The organism is Cellulomonas pasadenensis, assembly GCF_047229365.1.
Classification (GTDB): domain Bacteria; phylum Actinomycetota; class Actinomycetes; order Actinomycetales; family Cellulomonadaceae; genus Cellulomonas.
In genome coordinates this window covers 1-12,519 of the sequence record NZ_JBFTEP010000009.1, presented here as the reverse complement: position 1 = coordinate 12,519, position 12,519 = coordinate 1, and the positions used below count along the sequence as shown (strand labels likewise).

Below are 12,519 nucleotides of genomic sequence, written 5' to 3'. Positions count from 1 at the left end.
AGGGAGCGGGCATGAAGGCGTACGCCCGCACGCCCGCGGAGATCTTCGGCAACTCCGTGCGGTACGTCGTGCCGCTCTTCCAGCGGCCGTACGTCTGGGAGCGCGACACGCAGTGGGAGCCGCTGTGGGAGGACGTGCGGACGCTCGCCGAGCGCGTGCTCGACGCCCCGCCGGTGGCCTTCGGCCCGGCCCAGGTCTCGCCGCACTTCCTCGGCGCCGTCGTCGTCGACCAGCAGTCCGTGCCGACCGGCTTCATCGACGTGCGGCACGTCGTCGACGGGCAGCAGCGCCTCACCACGCTCCAGCTCCTGCTCGACGCGGTGCAGGGCGTGGTCGCCGAGCACGGCTCGGCGCAGGACGCCGCCGGGCTGCACAGCCTCGCACGCAACAACAGCGCGCTCGTCGGCCGCCCCGAGGAGGTCTTCAAGGTCTGGCCGACCGACCGTGACCAGTCGGCGTTCACCGCCGCGATGGAAGGGCCCGCCCCCGCCAATCTGGCCGAGTCGCTCATCGTGCGCGCGCACCGGTACTTCACCGAGGCGGCACGCGCTTGGGCTCTGGGTGCGGGGGACGGCGCTGGAGAGCGGCTGGCGGCCCTCACGCAGGCGCTCGCCCAGCACCTGCGCCTCGTCGTCATCGACCTGGAGCCGGGCGACAACGCCCAGGTGATCTTCGAGACGCTCAACCACCGCGGCAGCCCGCTGCTGGCGGCCGACCTCATCAAGAATCTCGTCTTCCAGGTCGCCCAGAGCCGGCAGCTCGACGTGGTGGACCTGTACGGGCGGCTGTGGCGCGCGTTCGACACCGACGAGTGGCGCCGGCCGCAGCGGCAGGGGCGCCTCATGCGTCCCCGCCTCGACGTCTTCTTCCACCGCTGGCTCACGATGAAGCTGGTGCAGGAGGTCCCGGCTGACCAGGTGTTCGCCACCTTCCGCGACCGCGTGCTCGCGGCGCCGGACGTCGACCTGGTGCCGTTGCTGGAGGAGATCGCCCACGACGCGCACGTGTACGCCGGTCTGGAGGATCTGCCGGCGACGAGCGTGCCCGGGACCTTCCGTTACCGGGTGCTGCAGACGCTCGACGTCGCCGTGGTCTGGCCCGTCCTGCTGTGGCTCATGCGCCACCCGTCCACCGATCTCCCCGCCGACCAGCGCGACACAGCTCTCCGGGCACTGGAGAGCTGGCTGGTGCGGCGGGCCCTCCTGCGCGCCACGAGCAAGGACGTGAACAACGCCGTCCTCGCGATCTTGCGGGTGCTCCGCGATGCGGCGACCGCGACAGCCGGCGACGCACTTGTGGCCTACCTCGAGGCGCAGAGCGCGCCGTCCCGTACCTGGCCGGACGACGCCACGGTGACGACGGCCCTGCTGCGCGCGCCGGTCTACCGCACGCTGACGCGGCCGCGGCTCCGCATGGTGCTGGAAGCCCTGGAGGACCACCACCGCGGGCCCCTCGGAGAGGGGATGCCCTGCCCGCGCAACCTCACGATCGAGCACGTCATGCCGCAGGCCTGGCGTGAGCACTGGGCAGCTTTCCTCGACGACGACGAGGCAGTCACGGCTGAGCGCGACGAGCGACTGCACCGCCTGGGCAACCTCACCCTCGTCAGCGGCCGGCTCAACCCGACGCTGTCGAACCGCCCGTGGCGGGACGACGACGCGCACAGCCGAGGCCTCGGGCCGACGGGCAAGCGTACGTACCTGCTCGACCACGCCCAGCTCAAGCTCAGCGCCTCCATCGCCGCGCGCCACGAGGCCGCGTGGACGGACGAGGACATCGACCGCCGGACTGCCCTGCTGGTGCACGCCGTGCTGCAGATCTGGCCGGGCCCGGCCGAGCGCCGCCCCGTCGAGCCTGCCGACGACGACGAGCTCGCTGCTGCAGCTGCCGTCATGCCGGAGGAAGAGCCTCGCGTGGTCGCTCGCGCCAACGAGCACCGGCCACTGCGCCCTCACGTTCGCGTGCAGCGGTCACGGAACGCCGCGGGCACGTACGACGCGCTGGGTGACTGGCTCCAGCGGCAAGCGCTCGACGAGGTGAGGTTGTCGTTCGACCAGGTCGAGGACGTCATCGCGGCACCGCTGCCGGCGTCGGCGCGCACCTACGTGCAGCATTGGCGGGGATACGACGGATCCGCACTGAGCCGGGCGATCGTCGACGCGGGTTGGCGTACCGCTGCGGTCGACCTCGTCGCCGAGCGAGTTGTACTCCACCGCGTACCCGAGCCGAAGCACGAGGACGGGGAAAAAGTACCGACCGGGCAGGCGCGTACGTCGAACGCCACGGGCACTGCCGATCTGGTCCGCGCGGGTCTCCTGTCTGCGGGTAGCGAGTTGACGCGCGTGGTGCGGGGCGCCACGGTCCGGGTCACCGTTCTGGAGGACGGGCGTCTGCGTGCCGATGACGGCCAGGTGTACGAGACACCGACACGGGCCGCAGTTGCGGTCGCGCAGCACTCCGTCAACGGGTGGACCTTCTGGCGGACCGACGACGGCTACAGCCTCGCCGATCTGAGGGACCTCCTGTCATGAGCGAGCTGCTCCCCACCGTCCAGGCGTCGTCGGTCCGCACGAGCCTCGTCGACTACCTGACGACCACGTTCGCGCTCGCCGACGCGGATGCCCGCGCGGCGCTCGACCGGTTCCTCGCCCACCCGGACGCCGGCATGTTCAAGGGCCCGTACGTCCGGCTGCGGCTGCCCTTCCGACCGGCCGACCGCGACCCGCGCGAGGTCCTCGAGTGGTACGGCGGCCCGCACCCGTACGGGCATCAGGCGGCCGCGTTCGCGCGCCTGGCCTCCATCCGCGACGGGGTCGACCGGCGCCCGCAGCCCACGCTGGTCACCACCGGCACCGGCTCCGGCAAGACCGAGGCGTTCCTCTTCCCGATCCTCGACCACGTGCTGCGCGCCCGTCGCCGCGGGGTGCGCGGCACCAAGGCTCTGCTGCTCTACCCGATGAACGCGCTCGCCAACGACCAGGCGCAGCGCCTCGCCCGCATCATCACCGAGCACGCCGAGCTGTCCGGGGTGACCGCCGCGCTGTACGTCGGGGAGAAGGGCAAGCCCCGCCCGACCGTCACCGCGGAAGGTCTCATCACCGACCGCGGTGTCATCCGGGAGGACCCGCCGGACATCCTGCTCACCAACTACAAGATGCTCGACCAGCTCCTGCTGCGCCAGGAGGACCAGCACCTGTGGGAGACCTCCGCGCTGAGCCTGCAGTACCTGGTGCTCGACGAGTTCCACACCTATGACGGTGCCCAGGGCACCGACGTCGCCATGTTGCTGCGCCGCCTCGGCCTGGTCCTGCGCAGCCACTGGCCGGACGACGCCCCGGTCTCCGAGGAGGACCGGGCCCGCCCGCTGGGCATCGTCACGCCCGTCGCGACGTCGGCGACGCTCGGCGACCAGGGCGACCCGTCGGTCATGTGCGGGTTCGCCGAGACGGTGTTCGGGGAGCCGTTCGGCCCCGAAGCGGTGGTCACAGAGACGCGCCTGCCGCTCGACGCCTGGGTGGAGGACGCCACAGACGAGGTCTCTGCCCTGGGGCTGACGCCGGTGACTCTCGACGGTGCGCGCGCCACGGCGTTGCGCGAGGCCGTCGACGACCTCGGCGAGGACCCGGCGGGCGGCGACCTCGCCCGCGTCGTCCTCGCGCACCTCTACGACGGTGACCACTTGGCCGTCACCTGGGACACCCCCGCCCTGCTCGCGGCGACGCGCGCCCACCCCCTCGTCGCCGACCTCGTCCGGGGCGCCGGCGAAGCGGTGGCACTGGCGGATCTCGCGGCTCGGGTCGCTCCAGCAGCCACGCTCGACACCGCTCTGTGGGAGAGCGTGGTCGCGGACGTCGTCGCCATGCTCGGTCACGTCCGGGCGGTCGCCGGCCGTGCCGCCCTCTCCACCGAGGTGCACCTCTGGGTGCGTGAGCTCACCCGCATCGACCGCGCCGCGGACTCCCGCACCGAGTTCCGGTGGGGCGACGACGGCCCCATGGTCGCCGAGTCCGCCACCGACACGCTGCGCCCGTCCTTCCCCGCCGTGTACTGCCGGCACTGCGGGCGGTCGGGCTGGATGGTCCTGCTCAACCCCGTCGGACGCGGCCTGGCCGGCGACGACGACACAATCCGCCGCGAGCACGCCACCCGGGCGGGCCGCACCCGCGCGCTGCTGCACGCCGCCGGCGAGGCCGACGACGCCCTGCTGCGCGGCCGGCCCGTCGAGGGTCTGCAGTGGTTCCACGTGCGCAACCGCGAGCTCCTCACCTCGCCGCCCCCGGACGACGACCCCGACCTGCAGGACGGTTGGGTGCTGCCTGTGCTCGCCGTCGGCACCGGCGACCAGGACGCCGACAAGCAGGCGAAGGACGAGGTGTGCCCGTCGTGCGGTCAGGCCGACGGCATCCGCTTCCTCGGCAGCGCGATCGCCACGCTGCTCTCGGTGACGCTCTCGACGATGTTCGGCTCCGCCACGCTGAACCCCCGCGAGAAGCGCGCGCTCGTCTTCACCGACTCCGTGCAGGACGCCGCACACCGCGCCGGCTTCGTCCAGGCCCGCTCCCACACCATCACCTTCCGCGCCGCCGTGCGCGCTGCCGTGGCCGACGGACCGGTCACCCTCGACGAGCTCGTCGGCCGGCTGCTGGAGCAGGCGGGTGACGACGCCTTCGCGCGCCACCGGCTGCTGCCGACGGACCTGGCGGACCGCGACACGTTCCGGCCCTTCTGGCAGGCGCCGCGGCGCAGCGCCGTGCCGGTCGGCGTCCGCAACCGCGTCCGCCGCCGGCTCGAGCTCGACACCGCCCTCGAGCTCGGCCTCGCCTCGCGGCTGGGACGCACCCTCGAGCTGACCGGGTCGGTCTCCGTCGAGATCCAGGCCGGTTCGCCCGCGTACCTCGCCGGTGCGGCGCGCAGCGTGCTCGACGGGTTCGCCGTCCAGGGCACGCTCGACGGTGACCCCGACGACGCGGCGCTCGTCGCTTGGTCCCGCGGGGTGCTCGAGCGGATGCGGACGCAGGGCGCGATCGACCACCCGTGGTTCACGCGGTACCGCCGCGAGGACGGCGCCCGCTGGTCGATCTGGGGCGGACGCCCACGGCACGAGGGCATGCCGGCCTTCCCCTCCGGCCGTCCCGCCCCGGGGTACCCCCGCATCGGCGGCAGCACCCTCGAACGTCCGACGGGACTGGAACCGGTCACCTCACCCCAGTCGTGGTTCTCACGGTGGACTGGGCGCGTGCTCGGCGTCCCGGCACGTGACGGCGGTGCGCTGGCCAAGCTGCTCATCGAACGTCTCGCTCACGACGGCCTGCTCACCGTGGAGACCTCCGCCTCTGGCGCGAGCGTCTACGGCATCCCGCAGGAGCGGGTGCTCGTGCAGCCGGCTGCCCCGGCCGACCTGGCCGCCGGGCGTCACCTGCTGGTGTGCGACGTGTGCCAGGCGGGCCTCCCCGGCAGCACCACGACCGTCGACCAGCTCGAGGGCCGCGCGTGCTTCTCCGTGCGCTGCCCGGGGGTGCTGCGCCGCGAACCCCTGCAGACCGGCTTCTACCAGCGCCTCTACTCCTCGCCCGACATGCGGCGCGTCGTCGCGCGCGAGCACACCAGCCTGCTCACGGATGAGGACCGCGAGGCGTACGAGACGGCGTTCAAGCGGACCGAGCAGCAGCCGGGCGACCCCAACGTGCTGGTCGCGACGCCGACCCTCGAGATGGGCATCGACATCGGTGACCTGTCGACGGTCCTGCTCTCCTCACTGCCCCGCACGGTCGCGTCGTACCTGCAGCGGGTCGGCCGCGCCGGACGTCTCACCGGCAACGCCCTGGACCTGGCGTTCGTCACCGGCCGTGGCGACCAGCTCCCGCGCCTGGGTGACCCGCTGTCGGTCATCAACGGGGAGGTCCGTCCGCCGGCGACCTACCTGCGCGCGGAGGAGATCCTGCGCCGCCAGCTGACCGCCCACCTCGCCGACGGACTCGCTCGCGACGCCGCCGTCACCCAGCCCCGGACCGCCGGCGCCGCCATCGGGACGGTCGATCCGGGGAGCTACCTGGGCACGCTCGTCGACCTTGGGGAGCGCGACCCTGACACGCATGTCGACCGGTTCGTGGGCACCTTCCCCGCCGACCTCCCGGAGGACGTCGTCTCGCGCCTGCGCGAGTGGCTCAGCCCGGTCGACGGGCCGCGGACCAGCCCGTTCGCGGCCCACGTCGCGGACGCGTGCGGGCGGTGGCAGCGGACGGTCGCGCTCCTGCAGCACCGTCTGGCAGCGGTGAACGCGCTGCTTCCCGCGCTCGAGGCCGCGGTCGCGTCACCCGCCGTCACCGACGACGACAAGCGGGCGCTGCGCTCCGCGCGCGCGGCGCGCGCCCTGACGGGAGGGCAGCTCGCCGAGCTCACCGGGGAGTACTGGATCGGCGTGCTCGAGCAGTACGGCGTGTTTCCCAACTACACGCTGCTGGACGACGGCGTCACCCTCGACGTCGGCTTCTCCTGGATGGACCCGGACACGCAGCAGTTCGAGACGTCGCACGCCGAGTTCCGCCGCGGCGCCGGCCAGGCCATCCGCGAGCTCGTCCCGGGGGCGACCTTCTACGCCAGCGGGTGGGAGATCGCCATCGACGCGGTGGACCTCGGCAACGACGGGTCCGCCGTGCGCCCCTGGCGGTTCTGCCCCGGCTGCGGGTACGCGACCGACGTCGGCACGGAGGGCGCGGAGCGGCAGATCGCGTCGTGCCCCCGGTGCGGCGGCACCGGCATCGCCGACACCGGGCAGCGGTACGAGGTGGTCGAGCTGCAGCACGTCACCGCGGAGGTGCGGCGGGACGAGGCGGTCATCACCGACCGCAGCGACGACCGCGAGCGCACCCGCTTCCAGATCCCGGTGGCCGTGGACATCGACCCGGAGAACGTCGCCGACAGGTGGTTCGTCGACGGCGTCGGCCTCGGGTGCGCCCTGCTGCGTCGGGTCGACCTGCGCTGGGTCAACCTCGGTCTGCCGTCGCTCGGCGGTGCCCGCCGGATCGCCGGGTACGAGTTGCAGGCCGGGCTGTTCCGCGTCTGCGCAGGCTGCGGCAAGCTTGACTCCGACGCCGGGACCAACAAGCCGCACGAGCACCGCCCGTGGTGCCCGCACCGCACGGCACGCGACGAGCAGACCCGGACGATCGCCCTCAGCCGCACCCTGCAGACCCAGGGCCTGCTGCTGCGGCTGCCCTACAGCGTGACGATCGGCGACACGTTCGCCGTGCCGAGCCTGGCGGCCGCGCTGCTGCTGGGACTGCGCGAGCACATCGGCGGACACCCCGACCACCTCGCAGTCCAAGTCGTGAAGGACCCCGACCCGACGGACGGCAGCGACGTCCACGACGCGATCCTGCTCCACGACGTCGTGCCGGGAGGTACCGGCTACCTGGCCGAGCTCGCCGACCCGCAGCACCTGCACCGGCTCCTGACCGTGGCGTGGGAGACGGTGCGCGACTGCGAGTGCCGGTACGAGAACCGCCTGGCCTGCCACCGCTGCCTCCTGCCGTTCGCGCTGTCGGGGCACGTCCAGACGGTGTCGCGGGCGTCCGCCGAACGCCATCTGCGTCGCCTGCTCGCTGTGCCGGACGACGGGGTGGCCGCCCCGTCGTCGTGGACGATCACGCGCGACGCCCCGGCCGGTGGCGGCAGCGGGGACTCGGTCCTGGAGCAGGAGCTCTACCGCCGGCTCATGGAGCGGCTCGGCCCGCGTGGTCTCGGCCTGAAGGTCAGCGAGGTGCCCGGGCCGCGGGGGAACACCGCCCGGCTCACCGGCCGGGGACGCGAGTGGGTCCTGGCGCCGCAGGTCGACATCCTCGGGACACGGCCGGACTTCGTCCTGTCGACCGCCGGCGTCCCGCAGACCGCGATCTACGCGGACGGCCGGGCGTACCACGCGAGCATCGCGCACAACCGGCTGGCCGACGACGCCGAGAAGCGCGCTCGCCTCCGCCTGGCCGGCCACCGCGTGATCGCCGTGACGTCCGCCGACCTCGATGACGCCGCACCCGCCGTCCCGGACTGGTACAGCCCAGAGATCACGTCGCGCCTCATCGCCGGCGCGTCGACGCAGGCGTCGATGGCCGCGTACCAGGATCTCGGCCGGGGCGCGCTGGACCAGATCGTGGCCTGGGTCGCCGATCCCTCGCCCGACGACCGGCGACAGGTCGCCCGCGGCGTCCCGTTCTACCTCTTGGGATCGGCGGCGCACCCCGGACAGTTCGTCCCGGCCGCCGAGGGCGTCGACATCGCCCAGGTCGCCGTCGACACGCTCCTCGGCGCGCCGGCGACGACCGAGCCGACCGCACGGTTCGTCTACGTCATGCGCACCGGAGCACTGGCCTGCGCTGTCGAGCAGGTGGGGACGGTCGCGCGAGCGGCCGTCGTGCTCGACGACCGCGCGGCCGTGATGGACGACGGGCACGCCCTGGCGTGGCGTCGGTGGCTCGAGCTGTCCAACGCGTTGGACCTGCGCGACTGGCCCACGACGATCACCACGGTCACGGCATGGCAGGAAGCGACCCGTACCGGCGGCACGACGGAGACGGGCGAGCCGGCACCGGCGGTCGACGGCCTGCCCGCCGGCTGGAAGAGCGCGCTCGAGCGGGCGACCTCGGTCGAGCGGGAGGTGCTGGCCCAGCTCGCACGCCCGTCCGTCCCGGTGCCGACGATCGGCACCGAGGGACCGGACGGCATCATGCTCGACTTGGCCTGGCCCCAGCTGCACGTCGTGGTCGCCGTGAACCCGCTCCCGGACGAGGACCGGGCCGACCTGCAGGCGGCCGGCTGGCGGGTCCTGGACGCGCAGGACATCGAGAAGGTCGCCGCCGTCGTCGGCGACGCCAGCGGAGAGGCGGACGCCTGATGCCCACACTCGTCATGGCCGGCAAGGCGCCCCACAAGATCGCCGACGGTGCGCTGAAGAAGAAGGCCTGGACGTTCCTGGAGAAGCTTCAGGAGGACGACACGACAGCCGGCCTCCACATCGAGCCGATCAACGGGTCGATCGACCCGCGCGTCCGCACCGGGCGCGTCGACGAGTTCTGGCGCGCCGTGCTGTTCAAGCTCACCGGCCAGGGGGACACGCACTACGTGTTCCACGGCATCTGGGCGCACGACGACGCGATCGCCGTCGCCAAGAAGGTCACGCTCAAGCAGAACCCGATCAACGGCATGCCGGTGATCGAGGAGATCGCCGTGCCGGAACCGGCACCGACGCCGGCCCGCACATCGCAGACACGGGGGGCCGACACGGCGCCCGTACCGCCTCGCGAGGTCGAGAAGGCGCCCGCCGCTGACGGCCCCCACGCCCCGTGCCTGCCTGCCCTCGGGTACAGCCACGACGACCTCGTGCAGCGACTCGGCCTGCCGGACGCGCTCGCCGACGCCGCACTCGCCGTCGACTCCGAGGACGACCTGCTGGCGCTCGCAGAGCAGCACGAGGGGTGGATCGGGCTCGTGCTCGTCGATCTCGGTGCTGGTGAGTCGGTCGAGAGCATCATCGAGCGCCTCGACCTAAAACCGGAACCGACGACCGGGGACGCGGACGAGGACCTGGTCCGCGCGCTGAGGCGACCCGCTGCTCGGACGGCCTTCGCCTTCATCGAGGGCCAGGAGGAGCTGCGCCGCGTCATCGAGGCCGACGACTTCGAGGCCTGGCGCGTGTTCCTCCACCCCGAGCAGCGGCGCTACGTCGACCAGCGCACCAACGGACCTTTCCGTGTCTCCGGAGGTGCCGGTACCGGCAAGACCGTCGTGCTCGTCCACCGTGCGCGCGCCCTCGCAGCTCGTGATCCGCACGCCCGGATCGTGCTCACGACGTACACGACCAACCTGGCCGACGCCTTGCGCGATCAGGTCCGACGCCTCGACCCCGCGGCGCCCCTGGTGGAGCTGGGAGCGCCGGGGATCCACGTCACCGGAGTCGACGCCTTGGCGAGCGCCGTCGTCCGGCGTGCCCCCGGCCCGGCTCTCGACGCCGCGCAGACCGCGGTCCTGGGGGAGGCGCGGTCCCACCCGAACCAGCGCACCCCGCAGGCCCGGTGGAGGACGGTCCTCGACCACGTCACCACGACGCTGCCGCCGACCGTGGCCAACGAGAGCTTCCTCCAGGACGAGTACGACCTCGTGGTGCTTCCCGCGGCCGTCCGGACGTTGGAGGAGTACCTCCGCGTGCGGCGTACCGGACGCGGTGTCGCACTCGACCGGTCGGCACGCACGGAGGTGTGGCGCCTGCTCCAGGAGTACCGCACCGAGGCACGTCACGACGGCTCCCTCGACTTCGCCGAGGCAGGCGTGGTCGCAGCCGCCTACCTGGAGGGGGCTCCCGGTCATGCTGGGGAGCGCCTCGCGGACCACGTCCTCGTCGACGAGGGGCAGGACCTCACGCCGGCTCACTGGAAGCTGTTGCGCGCCCTCGCGCCGGCCGGTCCGGACGACCTCTTCATCGCCGAGGACTCGCACCAGCGCATCTACGGCCACCGGACACCGCTCAAGCGGCTCGGGGTGAATATCGTCGGTCGCTCGCGGCGCCTGACCTTGAACTACCGCACGACTGCGCAGAACCTCCGGTGGGCGCTGGCGCAGCTCGACGGTGTGGAGTGGGTGGACCTCGAAGGGGAGACAGAGCAGACCGGCTATCGCTCGGCGCGGAGCGGGCCTTCCCCGGAGGTCTTCCACGCCCCGACCCTCGGAGAGGAGCTCGAGGTCGTCGTCGAACGCGTCCGCGGCTGGCTCGACACCACCGACGACCCCTCGACGATCGCGGTGCTCGTGCCTGACCGGCAGCAGCGCGACCGCGTCGCACAAGCACTGACCGACGGGCACGTGCCGGCCGTCGCCGTGGACCGTGAGCGCCCACCGGCGCGGAAGGTCGCGGTGATGACGCGCCACCGCGCCAAGGGCACGGAGTTCTCGAGGGTCGTCCTCACCGATGTCGGGTGGACGGCGCCGTGGGAGGCGCAGCGGCTCGCCGCCATGGAGGAGTCGGAGCGTCGCGATGCCGAGCAGAGGCTTCGTTCGGTCCTCTATGTGGCCGCCACTCGTGCGCGTGATGAGCTGGTGATCGTGAGGCGGTGAGGCCGCGTCTCGTCCGTCGCGCTCAAACTAGCGGTCAAGGAGCATCACTCAGCCAAGGCGTGCACCAGCGCCTCGTCGATGCTGCGCGGTCGCCGATCGCGCGCGGACACACCGACCAACAACGCATCACCGCGGATCCCGCCCCAGGCTGCGCCCGACCCGAACTCATCCAGCAGGAGCGTGGCTCGCTCGTTGACGGCTGCGATGGGAAGCGTGTCGTACCGACTGTTGACGTAGAGCTCGTGCTCGGGTGCGTCAGGAAACTGCAGGACCGCGGCTTCCACCGGACCGCCACTCACGAATGAGTACCAGCGCGTCACGTCCCGTCGGTCGATGGACACCACTTCGAGGTCCGCGTCGAGTGACCACGGGATGTACAGGGCGTCGATAGTGGTGGTGGACAGTGCGGGCCTTCCGCGGGCGGCATCCGTCTCCGCCGCGGTGATCACGGTCCGCTCCTCGTCGAAGGCGAGTGACGAATCGACCTGCTGGTGTTTCAACGGGCCGGCTCCTAGCGGTCGTAGTGCGCTCGGTGCGCCCTCCTCCATCCAAGCGGCGAGCCGTGCCCGGTCGATCAGAACAAGGCCGGCGCTGAGCCCGAGATCCGCCGCGGCCCTCGTGAAGAGCGACGTCGTCACAAAAGCGCCGACGTCGGCGCCGTGAACATGCTTGTACGTGCCGAGAAATGCCTGCATCTCGGCCGACCCGACCTTGCGATCCCCGTATCGCTTGCACTGGACGACCAGGCGGCGTCCGGCACCATCGACTGCTCCCACGTCCTTACCGAGATCGTTCGCGCCCTCGGATACGCGCGCCGACCACCCCTCCCTCGCCAGCAGCCGGCACACGAGGTGCTCGAAGTCGCTGCCGCTCATGCGGTCGGTGCTCGCGATCTGACGATCGAGTCGCGCCCGGCGAGCAAGTGCGACACGTTGTCGTTCTGCGTCCTCGCGCTGCCACAGCGCATAGTGCGCCGCGGCTCGTCGCCGTGCCTTCACTGCAAGCACGATCGCGACGGCCACAGCCGCAGCGAGGATCGACGGTATGGCCCACTGCCACGCCGGATGCAGCGCTCGGTACCAGTCGACCACCTTGTTGACGGCGGCAATGGCGAGCCCGAGTGCGAGTAGCGTCGCCCAGGCGGGACTCGTGCCGCCGTTGTTCCTCGCCAACGCTTGGGCTCCATTTCGATCGCCGCTCTTCGCTGCGCAAGTGCGCGTGGTCCGCTCGATGAGCGCCCGGGTTCTTCTTCGGTGTGGAGGACTCATGTCTGAAGCATCCGAGTGCGACCTGGAGAGGTCGGTGAGTAGGCTTCCGCGGCAGGACCTACGGGGTCCACGGGTGTCTCGCCCCGGGTCTGACGGAGGCTCTCGTTCCTGGGAAGGATGAGGGTCATGGCTGCACCGAGGAAGTACCCGG

The 12,519-nt window shown here is 72.2% G+C and carries 4 protein-coding genes; 3 read left to right on the top strand and 1 reads right to left on the bottom strand.

Translation table 11 applies throughout. From position 1 onward, the window contains the following. The first annotated feature begins 11 nt into the window (after positions 1–11). The 3 genes from AB6N23_RS02640 to AB6N23_RS02630 are packed head-to-tail and all read left to right on the top strand — an operon-like array spanning position 12 to position 11,100. Entirely contained in the window at positions 12–2,531 is a 2,520-nt protein-coding gene (locus AB6N23_RS02640) for a GmrSD restriction endonuclease domain-containing protein (protein WP_412864497.1), read from the top strand. Continuing rightward, positions 2,528–8,887: a DEAD/DEAH box helicase gene (locus tag AB6N23_RS02635; protein WP_412864495.1), complete on the top strand. Its 6,360-nt coding sequence runs from the start codon at positions 2,528–2,530 to the stop codon at positions 8,885–8,887. The genes AB6N23_RS02640 and AB6N23_RS02635 overlap by 4 nt, the downstream gene beginning before the upstream one ends. Beyond that, positions 8,887–11,100 (top strand): UvrD-helicase domain-containing protein, encoded by a 2,214-nt coding sequence (locus AB6N23_RS02630; protein WP_412864493.1) that lies wholly within the window; start codon positions 8,887–8,889, stop codon positions 11,098–11,100. The genes AB6N23_RS02635 and AB6N23_RS02630 overlap by 1 nt, the downstream gene beginning before the upstream one ends. A 44-nt stretch (positions 11,101–11,144) precedes the next feature. On the opposite strand, the gene AB6N23_RS02625 is transcribed toward AB6N23_RS02630, so the two are convergent. Then, on the bottom strand, positions 11,145–12,272 hold the full coding sequence (locus tag AB6N23_RS02625; RefSeq protein WP_412864491.1) for a restriction endonuclease: 1,128 nt from the start codon (positions 12,270–12,272) through the stop codon (positions 11,145–11,147). Between the last annotated feature and the right edge of the window lie 247 nt (positions 12,273–12,519).